The sequence below is a fragment of the Amycolatopsis lurida genome (assembly GCF_900105055.1).
GTDB classification, from domain to species: Bacteria; Actinomycetota; Actinomycetes; order Mycobacteriales; family Pseudonocardiaceae; genus Amycolatopsis; species Amycolatopsis lurida.
Window position 1 is genome coordinate 3606722 of sequence record NZ_FNTA01000004.1, and the last position, 20924, is coordinate 3627645.

The 20924-nt window shown below is 69.9% G+C and carries 21 protein-coding genes; 6 read left to right on the plus strand and 15 right to left on the minus strand.

From position 1 onward, the window contains the following. Window positions 1-94: 94 nt before the first annotated feature. The 6 genes from BLW75_RS22090 to BLW75_RS22110 all read right to left on the minus strand — a co-directional run bounded on the left by BLW75_RS22090 (window position 95) and on the right by BLW75_RS22110 (window position 4893). Window positions 95-733, minus strand: a complete 639-nt coding sequence (locus BLW75_RS22090) for a response regulator (RefSeq protein ID WP_034310400.1) — start codon at window positions 731-733, stop codon at window positions 95-97. After that, window positions 730-1857, minus strand: a complete 1128-nt coding sequence (locus tag BLW75_RS22095; protein ID WP_034310399.1) for a sensor histidine kinase — start codon at window positions 1855-1857, stop codon at window positions 730-732. The genes BLW75_RS22090 and BLW75_RS22095 overlap by 4 nt, the downstream gene beginning before the upstream one ends. An 8-nt stretch (window positions 1858-1865) precedes the next feature. Continuing rightward, window positions 1866-1988 carry a hypothetical protein gene (locus BLW75_RS43970; RefSeq protein WP_277814951.1) on the minus strand — a complete coding sequence of 41 codons (123 nt, stop codon included), beginning with the start codon at window positions 1986-1988 and terminating at the stop codon, window positions 1866-1868. A 66-nt stretch (window positions 1989-2054) separates the two neighbouring features. After that, window positions 2055-3314 (minus strand): GAF domain-containing protein, encoded by a 1260-nt coding sequence (locus tag BLW75_RS22100; protein ID WP_034310395.1) that lies wholly within the window; start codon window positions 3312-3314, stop codon window positions 2055-2057. A 72-nt stretch (window positions 3315-3386) separates the two neighbouring features. Further along, window positions 3387-4259, minus strand: a complete 873-nt coding sequence (locus BLW75_RS22105; protein ID WP_091598056.1) for an ATP-NAD kinase — start codon at window positions 4257-4259, stop codon at window positions 3387-3389. Continuing rightward, the gene (locus BLW75_RS22110) at window positions 4210-4893 is read right to left on the minus strand and encodes a DUF998 domain-containing protein (RefSeq protein WP_158005374.1); all 684 of its coding nucleotides are present in this window, start codon (window positions 4891-4893) and stop codon (window positions 4210-4212) included. The genes BLW75_RS22105 and BLW75_RS22110 overlap by 50 nt, the downstream gene beginning before the upstream one ends. Window positions 4894-5025: 132 nt before the next feature. Here BLW75_RS22110 and BLW75_RS22115 point away from each other — a divergent pair, with 132 nt between their 5' ends. Both BLW75_RS22115 and BLW75_RS22120 read left to right on the plus strand, forming a co-directional pair. Continuing rightward, the gene (locus BLW75_RS22115; protein WP_091598062.1) at window positions 5026-6285 is read left to right on the plus strand and encodes a sensor histidine kinase; all 1260 of its coding nucleotides are present in this window, start codon (window positions 5026-5028) and stop codon (window positions 6283-6285) included. Then, window positions 6282-6944: a response regulator gene (locus tag BLW75_RS22120; protein ID WP_034310393.1), complete on the plus strand. Its 663-nt coding sequence runs from the start codon at window positions 6282-6284 to the stop codon at window positions 6942-6944. The genes BLW75_RS22115 and BLW75_RS22120 overlap by 4 nt, the downstream gene beginning before the upstream one ends. On the opposite strand, the gene BLW75_RS22125 is transcribed toward BLW75_RS22120, so the two are convergent. The 4 genes from BLW75_RS22125 to BLW75_RS22135 form a co-directional block, all read right to left on the minus strand. Continuing rightward, on the minus strand, window positions 6914-7624 hold the full coding sequence (locus BLW75_RS22125; RefSeq protein ID WP_091598065.1) for a hypothetical protein: 711 nt from the start codon (window positions 7622-7624) through the stop codon (window positions 6914-6916). The genes BLW75_RS22120 and BLW75_RS22125 overlap by 31 nt on opposite strands. Window positions 7625-7909: 285 nt before the next feature. After that, the gene (locus BLW75_RS22130; protein ID WP_005163378.1) at window positions 7910-8113 is read right to left on the minus strand and encodes a cold-shock protein; all 204 of its coding nucleotides are present in this window, start codon (window positions 8111-8113) and stop codon (window positions 7910-7912) included. Between the two features lie 248 nt (window positions 8114-8361). Next, entirely contained in the window at window positions 8362-8532 is a 171-nt protein-coding gene (locus BLW75_RS42890) for a hypothetical protein (protein ID WP_167373513.1), read from the minus strand. A 255-nt stretch (window positions 8533-8787) separates the two neighbouring features. After that, window positions 8788-10449 (minus strand): thiamine pyrophosphate-binding protein, encoded by a 1662-nt coding sequence (locus tag BLW75_RS22135; protein ID WP_277814952.1) that lies wholly within the window; start codon window positions 10447-10449, stop codon window positions 8788-8790. Window positions 10450-10620: 171 nt separating this feature from the next. On the opposite strand from BLW75_RS22135, the gene BLW75_RS22140 reads away from it, so the two are divergent. Then, on the plus strand, window positions 10621-11853 hold the full coding sequence (locus BLW75_RS22140) for a hydroxyacid-oxoacid transhydrogenase (RefSeq protein ID WP_034310762.1): 1233 nt from the start codon (window positions 10621-10623) through the stop codon (window positions 11851-11853). Beyond that, entirely contained in the window at window positions 11847-12266 is a 420-nt protein-coding gene (locus tag BLW75_RS22145) for an acyl-CoA thioesterase (RefSeq protein WP_034310386.1), read from the plus strand. The genes BLW75_RS22140 and BLW75_RS22145 overlap by 7 nt, the downstream gene beginning before the upstream one ends. On the opposite strand, the gene BLW75_RS22150 is transcribed toward BLW75_RS22145, so the two are convergent. From BLW75_RS22150 to lanKC, 4 genes are all read right to left on the minus strand, one after another. Beyond that, a complete protein-coding gene (locus BLW75_RS22150; RefSeq protein WP_034310385.1) occupies window positions 12222-13958 on the minus strand; it encodes an ABC transporter ATP-binding protein in 1737 nt (578 codons plus the stop codon). The genes BLW75_RS22145 and BLW75_RS22150 overlap by 45 nt on opposite strands. After that, window positions 13955-15622 (minus strand): ABC transporter ATP-binding protein, encoded by a 1668-nt coding sequence (locus BLW75_RS22155; protein ID WP_034310383.1) that lies wholly within the window; start codon window positions 15620-15622, stop codon window positions 13955-13957. Before BLW75_RS22155 ends, BLW75_RS22150 begins: the two co-directional genes overlap by 4 nt. 139 nt (window positions 15623-15761) lie before the next feature. After that, on the minus strand, window positions 15762-15905 hold the full coding sequence (locus tag BLW75_RS22160) for a SapB/AmfS family lanthipeptide (protein ID WP_091598068.1): 144 nt from the start codon (window positions 15903-15905) through the stop codon (window positions 15762-15764). A 39-nt stretch (window positions 15906-15944) separates the two neighbouring features. Beyond that, entirely contained in the window at window positions 15945-18485 is a 2541-nt protein-coding gene (lanKC, locus tag BLW75_RS22165; RefSeq protein WP_091598071.1) for a class III lanthionine synthetase LanKC, read from the minus strand. Between the two features lie 426 nt (window positions 18486-18911). Between lanKC and BLW75_RS22170 the strand changes: the two genes are divergently transcribed. Both BLW75_RS22170 and BLW75_RS22175 read left to right on the plus strand, forming a co-directional pair. Further along, a complete protein-coding gene (locus tag BLW75_RS22170; RefSeq protein WP_034310381.1) occupies window positions 18912-19277 on the plus strand; it encodes a hypothetical protein in 366 nt (121 codons plus the stop codon). Continuing rightward, window positions 19270-19680, plus strand: a complete 411-nt coding sequence (locus BLW75_RS22175; RefSeq protein WP_198935714.1) for a hypothetical protein — start codon at window positions 19270-19272, stop codon at window positions 19678-19680. The genes BLW75_RS22170 and BLW75_RS22175 overlap by 8 nt, the downstream gene beginning before the upstream one ends. A 252-nt stretch (window positions 19681-19932) precedes the next feature. Here the strand turns inward: BLW75_RS22175 and BLW75_RS22180 are convergent, their stop codons facing one another. Further along, complete coding sequence (locus tag BLW75_RS22180) at window positions 19933-20919, minus strand: MCE family protein (RefSeq protein ID WP_034323514.1); 987 nt, start codon at window positions 20917-20919, stop codon at window positions 19933-19935. Between the last annotated feature and the right edge of the window lie 5 nt (window positions 20920-20924).

Sequence of the window (20924 nt, forward strand, 5' to 3'; positions counted from 1 at the left end):
CCATTGGCTCTACCCGCACAGAAGGTATCCGAGTCGGGATCAGCGCAGCCAGTGACACCGGCGTGTGTCATCGGCACGTGATCTCCCGGAGGCGTCAGAGGCCTTTTTCCAGGCCGTACCGCACGGCTTCCGCACGATTGCGCACACCGATCTTGGCGAAGGCGTGGTTGATGTGGCTTTTCACGGTGGCTTCGCCGATGAACAGTTCGGCGGCGATTTCCGGATTGGACAGCCCGCGCGCGATGAGGCCGAGCACTTCCGCTTCACGCGCGGTGAGCCCGTCCGGGAGCTCGGCCTTGGCCCTGGTGGTCGTTCTCGATTCGAGCGCGGCGACGAGCCTGTCGGAGACCTCGGCGGCGAAAATCGCCTGCCCGTTCGCGGCGGAGCGGACGGCCGCCCCGATCTCGGCACGCCCGGCGTCCTTCGTCAGGTAGCCGCGGGCTCCGGCCCGTACCGCGTCGGCGATCGAAGCGTCGTCCGCGTAAGTCGTGAGGACGACGACCGCGACCTCCGGGTGATCGCGTTTGAGCAGTCTGGTCGCGGCCACCCCGTCCAGGACGGGCATGCGCAGGTCCATCAGCACGACGTCGGCCGCGGTGTGGCGGAGCAGGTCGAGCGCCTGCCGTCCGTCGCCCGCGGAGCCGGCGACCTCGATCCCGTCGATCAGCCCGAGCAACGCGACGAGCCCTTCGCGCATGACCTGCTGGTCATCGACCACGACCACCCGGATCACGCCCGCACCACCGCCTCCACCGTCCAGTGCCCGTCGTCCGGGCCCGCGGTCAGCGTGCCACCGGCGAGCGCGAGCCGCTCCCTCATCCCGGTGAGACCGAATCCGGCGGCCTCCTCCGATCGTGCGGTTTCGGCGAGTTCGTTCCACACCCGCAAGCGAACCTCCGTCCGGGTGAAGAGGAGCCGGAGCGACACCGGCCGCCCGGCGGCGTGCTTCGCCGCGTTGGTCAACGCTTCCCGCGCGACACCCACCAGCGAGACCACCTCGGCGGACGGCAGGGGACGCTGCTCCCCCTCGACTTCGAAAGCCGCTCCGCCGTGGTGCGCGTTCGCCAGCTGTCGCAAGGCTTCGGCCAGCGACGGGACATCGCTGCGCAAGGCGGCGACCGCGTCACGCGCCTCGGCAAGGCCGTCCGCCGCCAGCCGCCGCGACGACCGGACCCTGCCGAGCGCACCGTCCACATCGGACTTCTCGGCCAGCAGGGCCTCGGCGACCTCCAGGTGGACTCCCAGTGCCCCCAGCGAATGCGCGAGGACGTCGTGGATCTCCCTCGCGATCCGCGTGCGCTCGTCGAGCGCGGCGGCCCGCGCGTGTTCCTTCTGCGCCAATCTGGTCTGCTCCAGCAGCGCGGCCGCCTGCGTCGCCTGCACCTCGTACTGCCGCCGGTTCAGGCCCAGCAGCATCAGCACCAGCAGCACGCCGGCGTTGCCGAACACCAGCGGTTCGGACGCGCCCGCGACCAGGCCGGTGACCGCCGCGAGGCTCGCGTCGAGCCCCACCACCCCCATGATGGCGGCCACCGACGGCTCGGTCAGGGTGGCGAACCGGCTGACCGTGACCACGGCCAGCACGATGGCGGAGGAGTCCTCCGCCCAGCCGAGCGCGACCGACGGCGCGACACTCGCCACCGCGAGCAGGACGGTCGCCACCCGGGGGAAACGCGGGGAGGCCGCCACGAAACCCAGCCAGCAGGCCGCGCAGACGCCATACGCCGTCCAGATCCACGCACTCGCCTCGCTCGCGGTCAGCAGCACCACCACGACCGCGGCCGTGCCGAGCAGCTGGACGACCAGCCAGCTGGGCGCGATCGTGTCCGGCAACAGCGGCTTGTCCCGCTTCCCCATGGGCCCCCTCAGTGCTCGCTCAACCGCGTGATCATCTCCACCAGGACCAGCCGGTAGGCCAGGAATCCGAGCAGGACGACGACACCCACCACGACCAGCGCCACCAGGCCTTTCACGTTCATCTTTCCCATGCCACGGACGTTAGGCACGGGGCGGGGTGGACTGGGACCGTCGCCGGGTTGAACCAGGGTGGAGATTCAACCCCGGACGGCGGGCGCGACCGAATGCGGGAGCACCTCGCCCTCGGACGGCCGTTCGACGACGACCTCGACGTCGTCGTCGAACCGGTACGGCCTCGCCAGCAGGAACCCGCCGAAATGCCGCCGCATCCTGGACATCTCCGCGCGGACGGTGACGGTGCGGCCGGCGTCGCCGAAGAGGTCGCGCGACAGTTCCGACGCCGACCTGCCTTCGCGATGCCGCGCGAGGACGTACAGCATCTCCGCGTGCCGCGGGCTCAGCCGATGCGACCAGGTTCCCGCCGCACCCGAGACGCGCAGCATGCTTTCCCGCGACGACCGCAGATCGAGTACGACCCGTGTCGGCGGCGCGTCCTCCTCCTCGGTGAGCCGGACGAGCCACCCGCCCGGCAGCGGCTCCAGCAGGCATTCGCCGTAGGCCGGCAGCCAGGTGCGGCCGGGGGCGGCGTCGTTCGGCAACGCGATCCGGCCGACCGGGACGAGCCCGGCCGAGGCCGCGATCCAGCCGTGCGGGTCGGCGATGACCGCCCGGCCCTTCACCTTGGCGAGCAGTGGCGTGGCCAGGCCGCGCAGCCGTTCGAGTTCCGAGAGGTGGGTGGTGCGCAGATGTGCTTCGGCGAGCTTCGCGACCGTATCGACCAGGGCGAGGGTCGTCGGGTGCACGGTGGCGGCGGGTCCGGAGAGGTCGACGGCACCGAGCAGCCTGCCGTCCCTCGGATCGTGCAGCGGCGCGGCGGCGCAGGTCCAGTCGTGCTGGTTGCTGACGTAGTGCTCGGCCGAGTAGACCTGGACCGGATGCCTGGCGACCAGCGCCGTCCCGATGGCGTTGGTGCCCGCGGCGCGCTCGTGCCAGTCGACCCCTTCGACGAACCCGAGCCCGTCGGCGCGGCGGCGGACCGCGGTGCTGCCGTCACGCCAGAGGACACGGCCGTCCGCGTCGACGACGGCCATGATGTGCGCGGCCTGCTCGGCGAGGCTGATCAGGCCGCCGCGCAGGACGGGGAGGACGGCCGCGAGGCCGCTCTGGCGGCGGCGGGCTTCCAGCCGGTCCGGGGCGAGCGCCGACGACGGCGAGCCGCGATCCGGGTCCAGGCCGAGATGCCGCATACGCCGCCAGGACGCGGCGATGACCGCTCGCGGAGGACTCGGGAGCGTGATCCCGGCGAGCGCCGCCTCGCGTACCTCGGCGAGGGCACGCGCGTGCCGCCGCGGGTCCGCGCCGACCGGCAGCGCCGCCTCCAGCTGCACCTGGCCCACTCCTCTGCTCTGTTCAGGCCAGTGTGCCCGGGTCTCCCGGGGAGCGGAAGGTCTCTGTGACCTGGGCGCGGCCTACCCGGGGAAGGGCGCGTCCGCGAGGCGGGGCGTGGGAACGACCTCGGCAGGCTTCCGGCCCAGCAGCAGACCGGTCCTGGTGGCCTCGGCCATCACGGCGCGGACGTCGACGCACCACGGGCCGTCGGGCTTCAGCTCCACGAAAGCGCTCTCTCCCGGCTTGAGCACGAAATGCGGTTGGCCGTCGAGCGCGATGGAACCGCCGGCCGCGGCGAGGTCGACGCGGACCCCCGCGTGCAGCACGCTCCAGCCGCGGACGCCCACCGCCCGGACGTCACCGGGCGCGATCGGCGCCTGCACGACGTACGGCGTCTCGTCGACCGGCCCGAGCGAGACCGCGACGCCGTCCACAGTGGACTTCGGACTGGGACACAGCCGCCCGGGGATGCTCGACAGCCCGACCCCGTCCGGGACGGCGAACGTGCAGTACAGCTCGGTCAGCGACGCGGGGTCCCACCGGCTCTCCGAACACACGCTGACGTCGGTCAGCGCGATCTCGCGGCGGGCCTTCGTGACGACCTCGAGCACGGTCGCGCGGTTCGTGACCAGGTCCGTGTCCACCTGGTGGGTGGCCACCAGCCCGGCGGCGAGCCCGGCGACAGTGGACTCGTCGGCGCCTCCGGACGGCAACATCAGCAGCGGCACGTCACCGCAGGCGGCCGCCGCCGCCCGCATCATGGTCTCGTTGCCGAGGCAGATGAGCACGCTGGCACCCGCGTCCACCATCCGGCGGACGGTGCCGATGATCTTCCCCGCGTCGGTCCACACCATCACCCGGCCGACGCCGGCCACTCTCAGTGCCGAACGCAGACCCTGGATGTCACGCTCCGAAGCGGGGTTCGCCACGATCCCCGCAACCGCTTCGCCCACATGTCCTCCGCTGCCGCGCCAAGTCCCTACAAGGAAACGACGTCCGGGCCACGAAAGAAAGAGTTGCACGAGGTTGCATCACAAAGCCACCTCGGCGGACGAAGGCGACCAGCAGCGCGAGTTCGAAGATCAGCAGGATCCGTTCGGCCCCTCCGCTCACGCCACGGGCGTCGACCAGGAACGTCGCGACGAAGACCCCCAGCGCGGCCAACGCGGCGTAGGACAGCCGCCGGACCTCGCCGAGGAGCAGCCCTGCCAGCGGCAACGCGGTGAAAGCAGCGAGCGCCGCATACCGGTGGATCGCGCCGTGCCAGGTCAGCGGCTGGTCCATCGGCTCTTGCGGAAACACCGCGAGCACGCACAGTCCGACGCCGAACAAGGCGACCAGCCTGGCCGCCCACACCGCCCCCGACAGGCGGACGCCGCCCGCGATGGTCAGCGCGCCGAAGCCGACGGCCAGCATGGCGACCCCGACGAGCCGCGCGCCCTGGCCGACGTGGACGTACTCGCTGAAGGTGGTGGCGAGCGGATCGACCGCGCCGGCGTTGACGATCTCGACGTAGACCGCGATGACCAGTCCCACGGCCAGCCACGCCAGCGCGGACAGCCTGATCAACCCTTTGATGTCGTTCATGAACCGAGCCTGACCGCGCGTCACGGTCCGGCACATCCCGCCCGGGCGAGCAGTCCGCGTCCCCTCGTGGGGGACTCCCGGTGTCCCCCACGAGGGGATGTGCCCGGTCCGCGGCCTCGTTAGCGTCGAGCCATGGATTCGTACGGCGGCTCCCTGGGGTGGGCGCTCCTCACCGGACGCGACGCCGATCTGGAACCGCCGTCGGCCTGGTGGCGCGGCCCGGTCTGGGTCAAGACACTCCTTGCCGGATCCGCGCTCACGGTGCTGGTGGGCCTGACTTACGGCACTTGGGCGCGCTACCTCGGCGGCGACAGCGCGCCGCTGGTCTTCTTCCTGCTGATCCTGCAGATCACGCCGCCGCTGCTGGTCGTCAAGCGCCCGCTGACCGCCGTCCGGGTGGCGGCGGCGGGGATGGTCAGCGCGATCATCGCGGTCCTCTTCCCCGCCGCCCACACGCTGTTCGGCCCGACCCTCTCGGACTGGCCGTTGCAGGTCCACGTCCTGCCGTATCTCCCGGTGCTCGCGATGACGCTCGCCCGCACGAAACCCGGCCAGGGCAGGGGGATCTCGATCATCGCCGTGACGCTGGCCGTCGGGGTCGGCGTCGCGCAGCTACCGCGCGCGGGCACGAAGACCTTGATGTGGTCGTTGATCGTGGTGGCCGCGACCATCGCGGCCGGATACGGGATGCAGCAACGCCGGAGGGCGCTGGAGCAGGCCGACGCGGCCGAGCGCACGACGGTCGAGGAGCGAGCGAAGCGGGCTTCGTTGCAGGAACGCGCGTTGATCGCCAGGGAACTGCACGACATCATCGGCCACCATCTTTCCCTGATCGCGTTGCGGACCGACAGCGCGCGCTACCGCGTCCCGGACGTGTCCGAGGCCGCGGAGGAGGAGTTCCGTGCCATCGGGGTCGCGGCGCGGGAAGCGCTCGACGAGGCCCGGCGGCTGGTCGGCGTACTGCGGGACACCGAGGCCGAGCCGGAGCACGAACCACAGCCGGGGCTCGCGGAGGTACCGTCGCTGATCGACGGCTGCCGGGCCTCCGGGATCGGGATCCGTGCGGAGATCTCCGGCGGGGATGACGTTCCCGCCCTGATCGAACTGGCCGCGTACCGGATCCTCCAGGAGGCGCTGAGCAACGCGGCACGGCACAGCCCAGGGGCGGAAGTGGACGTCGAGGTGCGGCGAGGACCCGACGGGCTCGAGATCCTCGTCGAGAACGGGCCGCCCACGCGGCCTGCCGCGCCTTCCGCCGGCGACGGCACGGGCCTCGCCGGGATCGCCGAACGCGTTAGCATGATCGGCGGTTCCCACGAGGCGGGACCGCGGGCCGACGGCGGTTTCCGCGTGGCCGTCAAGCTGGCTCTCCCGGGGGTGGACGACGCGTGACGACCGTTTTCATCGTCGACGACCAGGCCTTGGTGCGGGAGAGTTTCGCCGGCCTGCTGAACGCGCAGCCGGGTCTGAACGTGGTGGGCCAAGCAGGTGACGGGATCGCGGCGCTCGCTGCCCTGTCCGCGACGGCCACGCCACCGGACGTCGTCCTGATGGACATCCGGATGCCGGTGATGGACGGTCTGGAAGCGACCAGGCGACTGCTCGAAGGTGACGGCGAGAAGCCGAAAGTGCTCGTCCTGACGACGTTCCATCTGGACGACTACGTCTACGAGGCGCTGCGGGCGGGCGCGAGCGGGTTCCTGTTGAAGGACGCGCCGTCCGCCGAACTGATCAACGCCATCGAAGTGGTCGCCGCCGGTGACGCGCTGCTCTCCCCCGCGGTCACGAAGCGGCTCATCGCGAACTTCGTGGCGAGCGCACCGGTTCCGCGGCCGTCCCCGGCAAGGTTCGACGTGCTCACCGAACGCGAACGGGAAGTGCTGCGGTTGATCGCGAAAGGACGGTCCAATCCGGAGATCGCCGCGGATCTGGTGCTCTCGGCACAGACCATCAAGACGTATGTCGGCCGGATACTGGCGAAACTCGGGTTACGGGACCGGGCACAGGCGATCGTGCTCGCCTACGAGGCGGGGCTCGTCTCCCCCGCCTGACGGTCGGCGGGCCTCGTCAGGACGCGGATGCCGAGCGGGACGAGCGCCAGGCCGAGGGCCACCGCGGTGAAGACGCTCAGGAGCTCGCTTTCCTTGAGCACTCCCATCCAGAGCGTGCACGGCCAGAGGAACAGCAGTGCCCGCACGATGCCGAAGGTGCCTGCCCGGAACGCGCCGATGGCCAGCAGCAGCCCGCCGGCGTATTGGCCGACCGACGCGGTGACCGGGATCCGCCACAACCCGTAGGACAGGTCGACGTAGTCGTCCATCACCAGCTTCGTCGCGTGGTCCAGACCGAGCTTGTCGACGAGCTCGAAAGCCGTCAGCTCGACACCGGCGAAGTAGACCCTTGCGAACAAGCCGAACGCGAGCAGCAGGAATCCCCACGCGGCCAGCGCCGGCGACTTCGCCGCGACGATCTTCGCCAGCATCAGGAAAGCCGGCAGCAGGAGGACCGCTCCCAGCAGGAAGAGCGAGTACGCGGCCGTCACGAAGCCCGGGTTCGCGGCGTACGCGGCCAGCTGCCCGGGCGCGGCGAAGGGCTGCTGGTCGAACCACGCGACTTGCTCCGGCGTGAAGTCCTTGAGCACCAGATGCCGCAGCAACAGACCCGCGCACCACACGAGCGGGGCGAGAATCAGTACCACTCCGCCGATCCATCGGCCGGTTTTCCCGTTCATGGCGGAAGCGTCGCCGATGGGGACGGCACGGGGCAGCGGGCGAAGGTCAGGCGGGAGCCTCGACTTTCGTCAGGTTCGAGGACAGCGTGCCGGTGGGTGCGATACGTGAAGGCCACCACGCTCGCTTAGGAGGTGCTGCCGGTGCGCGGGTGGCGATTTCGCGTGATCGGGCGGACGACACGCGTGATCCGACGGACGACACGCGTGATTGGGCGGACGACACCCCGCAAAAAGCAGCAGGGCCGCCTCCCCGAGGGGATGACGGCCCTGCTTGGAAAGCTTGGGTCAGATCACGGTGACCGAGGTGGCCTGCGGACCCTTCGCGCCCTGCCCGATCTCGAACTCCACGCGGGCGTTCTCCTCGAGGGTACGGAAGCCGTTGCCCTTGATCTCGCTGTAGTGCACGAAGACGTCGCCGCCGCCGTTGTCGGGAGTGATGAAGCCGAACCCCTTCTCGGAGTTGAACCACTTCACAGTGCCCTGAGTCATAAAATCTCCATATGCAACACAAACAAACAGGAAGCCACGTCGGCAGCCCGGGTCATGACCAGACGGTTTGCTTCCCCGGAAACACGAGGAGACACTACGCCCGCTGAGTTCTGCGAGCGTGAACCAACACGAACACAAAAAACGAGACCTGAATCAGTAAAGCACACCTCACGCAGGCCGACAAGCATCGTCACCCGGGTGTGCCCGGTCGCACTGTACCTCTCCCGCCGGAGGCTCCGCCGTCCGGGCTATTCGCCGCTGGCGGCGCGCAGGGGTACCTCGGCGCCGAACGGCGAACGGCGCAACGCCTCCCGGTTCGTGGCCACGACGGCGATGTCGTGGGTCTCGGCGTCCGCGCTGAACTGCACCGGCACCACACCGGAAACGGACTTGTCCTGTGGCTTCGTTTCGTCAGCCATGTTTTCTCCCAGTGTCAACACAAGGCTCTAAGTACTGCGTGCCAACAACTTCACCGGTGATCGTCCCGGTCCATATCGGACCCTCGGTGTTGCGGCGATTGTGCCACGGACGACCGACAAAATCCGGTCTCCGCGACCGAAAGTCGGCCGAGTCGTCACCGGTTTCCCACCCTTTGGAGCAGGTGAAGGCGGCACCACAAGGGTTTCTGTGTATCCCCTGAGAAAAAGTACCGTCCGGTAGCCGGCGCGGCGGCCCTACTGGCCTCCTTGCGGTGGCCTCGCGGCGCCCAGCAGGCTCGTCAGCCGGATGTCCGGGGTCACCACGTCCGGATCCGTCCTGATGTCGATGACGCACGGCCGTTGCCGCACCAGCGCGCTCGCGATGATCGGCTCCAGCTCTTCACGGTCGTCCACGGTGTACCCGGCGGCGCCGAGCCCGCGTGCCCACGACGCGAAGTCGGTGACAGGGACGGTGACGCCCGAAAGCCGTCCTTGTTTGCGGGCCTGATGCACGGCGAGCGGGCCGTGCACTCCGTTCTGGAACACCAGGACGGTCACCGGAACGCGGTAGCGGACGGCGGTCTCGATCTCCTGCCCGGTCATGAGCGCGCCGCCGTCGCCCGCCATCGCGATCACCGTCCGGCGTGGTTCGGCGAGTTTCGCCGCGACCGCCGCGGGGACCGCGTAGCCCATGGCCGCGTTGCTCGGCCCGAGCTGGCTGCGCGGCGCGGTGAAACACCAGTAGCGGTGCATGAACTGGGCGAAGTTGCCCGCGTCACTGGTCACGATCGCGTCCTCGGGCGCGAGTTTGCGCACCGCCCGGATGACGTCGGCGGGATGGATACGGGTGGCGCCGCTGGTGTCGGGCGGTGTCATGAAGGTGTGCACGGCGGCGTTCGCGGCCGACGCGCGCCGTTGCCGCGGCGAGGCGACAGTGCGCAGTTCGCGCAGGAAGGGCTCGACCTCGGAGTCGACCCGGAAGGTCAGCCCGCCGCGGCGGGCCGGCTCGATCCCCGTGCCGACCAGCACCAGGGTCTGCGACGGCGTCGGATAGCGGAAGGACTGGGTGGTGACCTCGTCGAGCTGTGTGCCCAGCGCGAGCACGAGGTCCGCGCGCTCCAGCGCGTCCAGCTGCCGCGCGGGGATGCCGATGCCGAGGTGGCCGGCGTAGCGCGCGTGGTTCTCGGGGAAGGCGTCCTGACGGCGGAACGCGTTGTACACCGGCAGAGCGAGCTCGTCGGCGACGGCGATCAGCTCGTCGCGCGCGGCGCGGGCCCGGCCGCCGACGATCACCACCGGGTAGCGGGCCTCGTCGACCAGCTGCGCGACGGCCTCGGCGGTCCGGCCCAGCGCGCCGGTGGCGGGCGGGCGCACGGCGGCGACCGGTTTGGCCGAATCGAACGGGACCCCCCAGAAGTCGGCGGGGACGGCGACGACGGTGGGCCCCGGCCGTCCTTCCCGGCAGCGGGTCAGCGCCTCGACCAGCAGGCCGGGGACCTCGTCGGGCGATTCCGCGCGGCCGGTCCACTTGGCGATCGGCTCGAACATGGCGGTCAGATCGGCGGTCGGCAGTTCGCTCGTCGGGCCGGGATCCTGCGGCGGGTTCTCCAGGAGGACGACCATCGGGCTCTCGTCCTGGTACGCCGTGGAGACGCCGATCGCGAGGTTCGCCGCGCTCGGGCCGCGGCCGGCCAGCAGCACCGCGGGGTGCTCGGTCAGCTTGCCTTCGGCCTCGGCCATGAAGGCCGCGCCGGAGTCGTGCCTCGCCGAGACGAAGGTGATCGAACGCTCGCGTTGCAACGCGTCGAGCAGATCCAGGAAGGATTCACCCACCACCGCGTACACGCGGTGGATCTGCGCCTCGGTCAGGATCCTCACGGCCGTCTGGGCGACGGACGCTCCCGGTTGGTATCTAATGAGAAGAGCTTAGGCGGGCGGTGATCGGTGCCGTCAAGCGATCTTCCGATTCCGGCAACCCCGGAGCGGCGGAATGTCCGATATTCGGAACGTGTTCGAGCAAGGGAGCACGAAAACGTGACCTCAGCCACCGCCGGACGTGAAACTGTTTTCACTTACGGGGCGCCGGCCTTGAAATACGGCACCGGGTCGAGCGACGAGATCGGCTACGACCTCACCCAGTACGGCGCGCGCCGGGTGCTCGTCCTGACCGACGCGGGCGTCGCCGCGACGGGCTGGCCACAACGGATCGCCGAAGGTATCGAGACCTATGGCGTCGAAGCGGTCGTCTTCGACGGTGTGCACGTCGAACCGACCGACGTCAGCATGCGGAAGGCCGTCGACTTCGCCCGCGGGCAGGGCGAGTGGGACGCCTTCGTCGCCGTGGGCGGCGGGTCGGCCATCGACACCGCCAAGGCGGTGAATCTGTTGACCAGCAACGACGGCGACCTGATGGACTACGTCAACGCCCCGGTCGGCGGCGGCCGCGCCCCGAGCTCGCCGCTGAAACCGCTGGTCGCGGTGCCGACCACCACCGGGACGGGTTCGGAGAGCACCACGGTCTGCGTGCTGGACGTGTTGTCACTGCGCGTGAAGAGCGGCATCAGCCATCTCCGGATGCGGCCGAGCCTCGCCGTGGTCGACCCGCGGCTGACGGTGTCACAGCCGCCGGAGGTCACCGCCGCGAGTGGGATGGACATCCTCTGCCACGCCGCGGAGAGCTACACGGCCAAGCCGTACACCGAGTTCGACCGGAAGCGGCCGGAGGACCGGGTCCCTTACTGTGGCTCGAATCCGCTGGCCGACATGTTCGCCGAGCAGTCGCTGCGGCTGCTGTCGTGGGCGCTGCCCGCGGCCGTGCGGGACGGCTCCGACCTGAAGGCGCGCGAGGCGATGGCGCTCGCCGCGACGTTCGCCGGGCTCGGGTTCGGCAACGCCGGCGTGCACATCCCGCACGCCAACGCGTATCCGATCGCCGGGCAGGTCCGGGACTTCCATCCGTCCGGGTATCCGGGCGACGAAGCCATGGTGCCGCACGGGATGGCGGTCTCGCTGACCGCGCCCGCGGCGTTCCGGTTCACCTTCGATGCCGCGCCGGACCGGCATATCCGGGTGGCCCGGCTGCTCGCGCCGGACTACGAATGGCCGGGCGATCTGCGTGACCATCTGCCCGCGGTGCTGGGGCAGATCATGCGGGAGATCGGGATCCCCAACGGGATCGGCGCCGTCGGCTACACCGAGTCCGATGTGGACTCGCTGGTTTCCGGCACGGTGAAACAGCAACGGCTGCTGGCGACGGCGCCGCGCGAGGCGTCCGAAGCGGACCTCGCCGTCATCCTGCGCGAGTCGGTGACGCTGTGGTGAACGCCGAGTACCCGCACTGGCAGACGGTTCCGTTGCGGTGGAAGGACAACGACGTCTACGGGCACGTCAACAACGTCGTCCACTACTCGGTGATGGACACCGTGATCAACACGTGGCTGATCGAACGCGGCGGTCTCGACATCGAAACCGGTGAGGTCATCGGGCTGTGCGTGGAATCGCAGTGCAAGTACCACGCTTCGGTGTCGTTCCCGGGAGAACTCGAGGTCGGCCTGCGGGTGGGCCATCTCGGCCGGTCCAGCGTCCGCTACGAGGTCGGGATGTGCTCGAAGGAGACGGTGATCGCGGAAGGTCACTTCGTGCACGTCTTCGTGGATCGTGAATCCCGGCGGCCGGTCCCCGTCGAGGGTCTACTCAGGAGTGCGCTCGAAGAACTGCGCGCTGGGCTGGGGTAGCCGCGGCGACCACGCGTGCATGAGCTGGGCGTAGCGCGTGGACCGGTCCATGAGTTCGAGGTGGGTGCCCAACGCGGTCTCCTTGCCGTCCATCACCAGGACCCGGTCCGCGCGCAACGCCGACGTCAGCCGGTGCGCGATCACCACCAGCACCCCGCCCCGCTCGGCGAACGCCCGTTCCGCGCGGGCTTCGGCGGGTGGGTCGAGGTGCGACGTCGCCTCGTCGAGGATGACGACGCCCGCTTCGCTCGCGTAGACGCGGGCGAGCGCGATCAGCTGCGCCTCACCGGCGGACAACGTGCCGTGCCCGATCTCGCCGTCGAGTCCGCCCAGCCGCGTGACCAGCGGTTCCGCGCCGACGGCCGTCACCGCCGCCAGGAGTTCGCCGTCCATCGCGGTCTGCGCGAACAGCCCGACGTTGTCCCGCACGGATCCCGCGAAGACGTAGGCCTCCTGGGGGATCAGCGCGATCATCCGGTGCCGCAGCGCCGCCGGGACCTCCCGGACCGGCACCCCGCCGAGCAGCACCCGGCCACCTTGCGGTTCGAGCATTCCGGTCAGCAGCCCGGCCAGGGTCGACTTGCCGATCCCGCTGGGCCCCACGACCGCGAGCCGCTCGCCGGGCCGCAAATGCAGGTCGAGTCCTCGCACCACCGGCTGCGCGGCCGCGCCCCAGCTGAAGGTCAGGTCGCGGACGTAAATCGCGGTCCCATCGGGTTCGGCCGTGCCGTCGGGTTCGGGCTCGGCCTGCGCGGTCTCCGCGAGCCGCCGCAGCGCGACGATCAGCCGCAGCACCACGGTGCTCGCGGTCGCGGCCAGCCCGCGCAACGCCGGCTGCATCGTCGTCGCGAGGTAGACGAGCGCGCCGAGCGCGGCCCCGGCCGTGAGCACGCCATCCCGGACCATGCCCGGCGCGACCAGCAACGCCAGGAGCAGCGGCACGAAACCGCCGGTCGCGATCACCACCGTCCTGGCCGCCCCGGACCGCGCCACCCTCACGGCCGCCGCGGCCTGCGTGTCTATGGCGTCGTAGAGCTCCAACGCGGCCAGCGGTTCCGCGCCGCAGGCGACGACGTCGCGCATACCGGACAGCGACGCGCCCGCGACCTCCGCGGTCCGCTCGTCGGCCAGCGCAAGCGCGCGCTGACGGCGAGCGAGCGACGGGAGCAGACAGGCGAACACCGCGACCGCGACCACCACCGGGATCGCGACGATCAGCGCGAGCGAACCGGCGACGGTGAACAGCCCGGCCAGCGCCGCCACCGTCGTCACGATCATCCCGCGCGCCTGCACCAGAAGCCCGGCCGTGGCGTCGCGGACCACTTCGACGTGCTGGGTGATCCGGGCGACGCCGCTGGCATCAGGCTGGTTGCGCGGAGGTGCCGGATCGTGCAGGACCCCGCGCACGACGGCCGTCACCAGCGCGTCGCGCAACGGCTCGACGACCTTCCCGAGCTGATGCCACACCAGCCGTGAGCCCAGCGCGCCGATGACGGCGACCAGCCCGAAGACCGCGAGCCAACGCAGTCCGGTGCCTGGCCGACCCGCGGCAAACCCCTCGTCAACCGCGAGTTCGACCAGGCGACCGGACAAGAACGCGGGCGCGCTTTCCAGTACGGAGCAGGCCAGCAGGACCAGCCCGCCACGCCACTGCCCGGCCAGCGCCGAGCGGTAGAGCCCCCAGACGCTCATTGCGCACCCTCGGTGAAAACCGCCTGATAAGCCGGATCCCGCCACAGCCCGTCGTGGGTGCCGACCGCCCGGACGCGGCCGTCTTCCAGCCACACCACCGTGTCCGCCCGCGACGCGGTGGCCGCGCGATGGGTCACCACCACCCGGGTCCGGCCGGGCAGCGTGCGTTCGATCGCCTCTTCGACCGCGGCTTCGGTGACCGTGTCGAGGCTGGCGGTGGCGTCGTCGAGGATGAGCACCCGTGGCGCGTGCGCGATCGCGCGGGCCAGCCCGATCCGCTGCGCCTCGCCACCGGAAAGCGGCGTCTCCGAAAGCGGCGTCCGGTAGCCGTCCGGCAGCCGGACGATCAGGTCGTCGACCTGCGCGGACCGGCACGCGGCGCGTACGGCGGCGTCGCCCGCCCACGAGCCGTAGCCGACGGCGTCACCGATGGTCGCCCCGAGCAGCGCGGGGCGCTCGAAGGCGAACCCGACGACCGCGCGGAGTTCGTTCGGTCGCAGCCGGTCCAGCGGACGACCGTCGAGCAGCGCCGCTCCCTGGTCCGGGGTCAGCAGGCCGCCGAGGACGCTGACCAGCGCGGACTTCCCCGAACCGGATCGCCCGACGATCGCGGTGAACCGGCCGCCCGGCACGAGCAGGTCGACGTCCCGCAACGCGCCTTCGACCGTGACACCGCGCAGTTCGAGCGCGCCCCGGCCCGGGACGACACCGAGGTCGCCCGGCTCGGGGACCGGCGAGTCCAGCACCTCGTTGATCCGCCGCGCACACGACCGCGCGCGGGAAAGTGTGGTGAGCAAGGGAATCTGGGTGATCAGGCCCATGCCGAGCGCGACGTAGCCGAGCGCCGCGAGGACCTGGCCGACGGTCAGCCTGCCTTCCAGCACGCCGAAACCGGCGGCGGCGAGCACCGCGAGTTCCACCGCGGGCAGCAGCAGACCGGAGCGCCACACCATCCTGGCCTGCGTCCGCCACATCCCGCGGCCGGCGAGGCTCAGCTTCGGAAGCGGCCGCAGGACCCGTTCGGCCTCGCGGTCGGCGGTGCCCGACGCGGCGATCGTGCGGAGCCCGGTGACCGCGTCGACCATCCTCGCCGCGAGTTCGCCGGACACCTCTTGATAGGTCAGGACGTCGTCCGCGGTGTGCTTCAGATGGGTGCGCGCGAGCATCAGGCCGAACGGGATGCTGCCGAGGAAGACGAGCGCGAGCCGCCAGTCCATCAGCGCGAGCAGGACGACGGCCCCGCCGGAGATCAGCGTGGTCGATCCGAGCTGGACGACGACCGAGGCGACCATTCCCGCGCCGGTGCAGTCACCGGTGAGCCTGCTGATCGCGTCGCCGTCGGCGAAGGTCGATCGGGTGCCGAGCGCGAGATGGCGGTCGGCGAGTTTCCGGCGCAGCCAAGCGGTCGCGGCCGCGGTCATCCGCGCGGTGAGGATGCCGCCGATCAGGCCGACGGCGATCTCGGTGACACCGAGGACGATCAGCCAGGAGACCTCGGGAAGGCTGGGCCGCCCGGCCACCACGGCGTCCACCGCGGCGGCGAGCGCGCCGGGCAGCAGCAGTCCCGACGCCGTCCCGGCGAGCGCGCTGAGGATCAGCGCGATCAGGCGGGGGCGATCGAGCAGGGTCACGGTGACCAGCAGGCGATCGGCTGAACCCGCCATCCCACTCCTCAGTCTTGGTGGCTCCGCGTCCCACTCTTTGCCCCGTGTTCCCAACGAGACGAACCAGACGGCAAAATGAAGGCGCGGGAGCGGCGCACTTGGCCTGTGCCGCTCCCGCGCCTCAGTGATCAGCCGTGACTCAGTGGCAGGTCAGCAGGCTGACGGTGCTGTTGGCGCAGGAGGCCAGCAGGCTGAGGTTGCTCGCGCCGCCGTGGCTGCCACCGCCGCCGCCTTCGAGGACCTCGGGGGTTTCCAGAGCCTGCAGGTCGAGAACCAGTTCCATGGTGTTCCCTTTCACTAGTTATCTCTTGGTCCGCCGTCCTCACTGGACGGCAGTTCGGGAGGACAGGAAAGGCAGCGCGGCCTTCCCGTCCAGGGTGGCGGCCAGTGCGAGCAGGACGCCCGCGCCGCCGGTGACGACGTCCATCGACAGCCGCAGCAGCTGGTTGCCGGGGAACGCCAGGCCGCCCTTGTACGGCACCGCGTACCAGGCGAGCCGGGAAAGATGCAGGTCGATGGCGTCGCGGACCCGCTGGTCCGGTTCGGCGCCCATGGCCAGCGCGGTCATCAGCCCACCTCGGCCGAACAGCAGACCCGGATGGATGACGAACTCGCCGCGGCACGCTTCACGCAGGCCGGGAAGGCTCTTCAACGCCTTCGCGTCGGGACGGTGTTTCGCCAGTTCCTCGGCGACCATGAGGATCCCGCCGCTGCCGACACCCACGTAGGGCAACGTCCGGGTCTCACCGTCGCGGACCTGCAGCGAGCCGTCGTCGGACTCGACGCACTCCTCGATGTCCCGCTCCAGCGCCTGGTCGGCGAAGGACAGCCAGCCCTCTTCGCGGGTGCGCTCGAACAGCCGCACGAACAGCAGCGCCGGACCGGACCAGCCGTTGAGCAGGCCGGCCCTGCCGAAGTCGCCGGGTGGTGCGGCGGTCTCGAGCGCTTCGGCGAGCCGGACGGCGGTGGCCAGCGCCTGCCTGCCGAACTCGTTGTCCTTGCGGGACACCGCGAAGTGCAGCTGGGTGAGGCCGATACCGGACAGGCCGCCTTCGAGACCGTGGTCGGTGGTCTGCTCGACCAGCGTCGCCGACGCCGACAGCAGTTTGGTGGCCTCGTCGCGGTATCCGAGTTCTTCGAGGACGTACGCGATCCCGTACGAACCGTCGTAGAACCCCGGACGTCCTGGCGGTTCGCGGCGGATCGAGTCCAGCAGCCAGTGCTCGTGGGCGGGATGCCGATGGCCTGCCCCGTGCAGGGCGTGCAGTACGCCGGCCGCGCCGTAGCCGAAGCAGGCTCCGCCGACGCGGAACTGTTCGATGTCGCCGGGGAAGAGCCGGTCGGTGCGCTCGGGGGTCGCGCTGGCGAGGATCGCCTCGGTGATCTGCTTGCGCACCAGCGCCCAGTCCGGCTTGTCCTGGTCGAGCTCGGTCGCGCTCGTCAGCGGCGGGGTGTTCCGGGGGGCGAGCTCGGCGACGATCGAGTCGGCGTAGCCCTCCGGCACGTCGAAGCGCTGCTGGACGAAGTCCGCGAGCCCGCGCAGTTTCGCCGGGGCGAGTTCGAGGAGCGTGGTGAGCGGAAGGAAGATCCACAGCTTCAGGACGGCGAGCGCGTACTCGTCGACCTCGAACCCGTTCCGGTCCCGCGGGGCGCGGAAGCCGGGCGCGCCGAGGGCGGGCCGCTTGCCGCTCTCGATGTCGGACGCCATCTCGAAGTCGATCAGCGACACGGTGTCTTCGTCTTCGTCGACGAGGATGTTCAGGGAGTGCAGGTCGCCGAAGACGATGCCGCGGCCGTGCACCTCACCGACCATCGCCTCCACCCGGCGGACCAGCGCCAGCGCGCGTTCGGTGTACGCGGCGATGTCGGCCTCGGTGGTGTCGCGCCTGGTCAGCGGGTAGTTGCGGGCGAGCCAGTTGCCCAGCGAGACACCGGGCATGTACTCCATCGCCAGGAAGTGGTGCTCCCAAACGGTGAAGCGATCGTAGGTGGCCGGGATCCCGTCGATACCCTTCAACCGCTCCAGCACCTCGTGCTCGCGGCGGAGGCGTTCGACGGCGTCGATCTCGTCGCGGTCCAGGCCGGCGAACGGCCTGGCCTCCTTGAGGACCACCTGTTCGCCATCGGTCTTCCGGTCGGCGAGGTACACGCCGCCGCCGTTGGAGAAGTGCAGCGAGCTCTTCACCTGGTAGGGGAACTGATCCGCGCCGCCGCTCTTGCGAGCGGCGAGATGAGGCGCGAGGAACTCCGGAATCGTCACCCAGTCGGGTACGGAGAAGGTCGGCTCGCGTTTGTCCGGGACCAGCGTCCCGTCCGGCTTGCGCACCGCGAGGACCCGCTTGCCGTCGAGTTCGACCCATTGCTCGGCGAATCCGCCGTAGCGGACGTAGAGCGGCCCGGCACCATACCGGAGATCACTGAGAATGTATGCCCCCGGTTCGCCGTCGAGTTTCGCCGACAACTCGGCGAGAACCCGCTCGAGCTCGTTGTTGTCAGCCGGATAAAGAGTCAGTAACTTACCGCTTCCGTCACGCGGAGCGTATTTCGAATTCCTCGCGAGCAGGGTGCTCCGCGAGCGGAGATGCTTGTAGGACACACCGTGCTCGACACAATGCTCGTGCACCTTCACGAGCACCCGCTCGGCGTTGCCCAAACCTGCCGAAACGTGGATTTTCCAGCCCTGTAATGGAAGGTTTCGAGCAACAGGGTGCAACAGCCGCCACACTCCACGCACTCCCGTGCGCCAGCCGACCTCGGGAGCGGGCAGGAGGGCGGCGAAATCGTCGGCGGCGTCCCCGTTTTCCCGCTGCTCATCGAAGAACAGGGGATCGGCGAAGCAATACGCTTCGTACCGGACGTCCATCGAGCGCCCCCTCCTTGGCACCAATCGGATGGGCCATGTGCACCATCGCGATGGAGAATATTCCACCCGCCGGACACCGAGCGGCCAATCCGCCATATCGGGGGTTCGGATGGGCTGTTCAGGGACGTGAATTCGAAATCTACCGAATAGTAGGGGTACCCAGCGTGAGATCAACTTTTATTTCAACCACCCGGTCGGTGTGTAACAGGAGCGAACCGGCGAGGTAATCCCTGGTCCAGGTGGTCAACACAAAAACGCGCGACCGAATTGACAGAGCGCCAACCGAACGCGCTTCGTGATCTATTCACCCGAGGTCTGGACCAGTGCGCCGGTGCGTGGCGCCCGCCACGCACCCCACCGGTCGCCCGTCGGCGGTGATCCGCCCGGAGGTACGTTGTCGCCGGTGGAGCAGGTAAGGAGGCCGACGTGATCACAGGCTTCGCGGTGACCGTCGCGATCTGCGCGACGCTGGTCGCGGCGTGGAGTTTCGTGCAGGCCGCGCGTAGGAAACTGCCGGACAACGCACTGCTCGCCGGCCTCGCCGTGGTCGAACTCCTGCTGGTGGCCCAGCTCGTGATCGGGGTCGTGCTGCTGATCGGCGGCGGCAACCCCGGCAGCATGGCCACCTATCTCGCCTACCTGATCGGCTGTCTCGTCGTGCTCCCGCTCGGGACGGTCTGGGCGCTGGCCGAGCGCACCCGGTCGAGCACCGTGATCCTCGGCATCGCCTGTCTCGCGATCCCGGTGATGGTGCTGCGGCTGCACGAGGTGTGGGCGGGCGCCAGTGCGTGAAGAAACCGAGGAGAAGACGGTGGACAAGGCCTCCGGCCCGGGACGGATCCTGGTCGCCGTGTACGCGATCTTCGCGCTGGCGGCGACCTCACGCGCGGCCGTGCAGATCAGCACCAAGTTCCACGAAGCCCCGCTGGCCTACGCCCTCTCCGCGTTCGCGGCCGTCGTGTACCTCCTGGCCACCGTCGCGCTGGCCCGCCGCGGCGCGGGCTGGTGGCGGATCGCGCTGATCGCCTGCGCCGTCGAACTGCTCGGCGTGCTGACCATCGGCACCTTCAGCCTCTTCGACCGCGAGGCCTTCCCGCACGCCACCGTGTGGTCGGTCTACGGCCAGGGTTACCTCTTCATCCCGCTGGTACTGCCCGTGATCGGGTTGTACTGGTTGCGGCGGACGAAGGTGTGAAAGACGGGCTTGGATACCTATCGCCGGTGCGGCGCGGGCGGCGAGTTCGCGTGACTAGATGGACGACACGCGTGATTGGACGGACGACACGCGGCGGAGCCCCGATTGCGGTCGTGTCGTCCATCCAGTCACGCGTGTCGTCCACCGGATCACGCGTGTCGTCCGCCGGATCACGCGTGTCGTCCACCGGATCACGCGACATCGCGGCCAAGTCTCGTGAGTGGTAAGGACGGTTAGGACCGTCCTTACCACTCACGAGTCGAAGCAGCCCTTTTCGTTGAGCGGCCCGAAGGTGGGCAGCACCAGCCCGCACAGGTAGCCGTCGATCCAGCGCCCGTTGCCCGCGACGTTGGTGAGCACCCGGATCGCCGGCGCGAACGCGGCGATCCCCTTGGCCAGCGAATCCTGGTTGCGCTGGAGCATCGACGTCAGCCGGTCGAGTTGTTCGAGCACCGGCCCGAGCTGCCCGTCGTTGTCGGCGATGATGCCGTCAAGCGCGGTCGCGAGCCGTTTCGATCCGTCGAGCAGATTCTTGATCGCCTGCTGCCGGGCGGAGATCGCGCGCAGCAGCGCGTCGCCGTCCTGGATCAGCCGCTGGACCTCGGTGTCGCGGTCGACGAGCGTCTGCGACACCTGCCGGGTGTTCGCGAGCAGGGTCCGGAGTTGCCGGTCGCGGGAGGCGATGGTGCCGGAGAGCTTCGAGATCCCGTCCAGCGCGGAGCGAACGTCGGCGGGCGTATCGGCGAAGGTCGCCGAAATCGTGTCGAAGCTTTTCGCGAGCTGGCCGACATCGATGGCGTCGACGGTTTTCGACAAATCACGAAACGCTTCAAGGACGTCGTACGGCGCGGTGGTCCGCCGCAGCGGAATGGGGTCGCCGGGATCGAGGATCGCTTCGCCGCGCGGATCGAGCGCCAAGTACTTCTGCCCGAGGACGTTCTTGATCCGTATGGACGCGCTCGTGGCATCGCCGACCCAGGCGTCCTTCACCCGGAAGGAGACGAGCACGCGATCACCTTCGAGGTCGATCTCGGACACCTTGCCGACCTTGACCCCGGCGATCCGGACGTCGTTGTCCGCGCGCAGTCCACCCGCATCGGAGAATTCGGCGGAATAGGTCGTGCCGCCGCCGATCACGGGAAGCGCGTCCGCGTTGAGCGCCGCCGCCATCCCGAGGGCCATCGTGGTGAGCCCGGCGAGCGCCAGCTTGACCGGATCCACCGCGCCGAAGGACCTCATCGTCT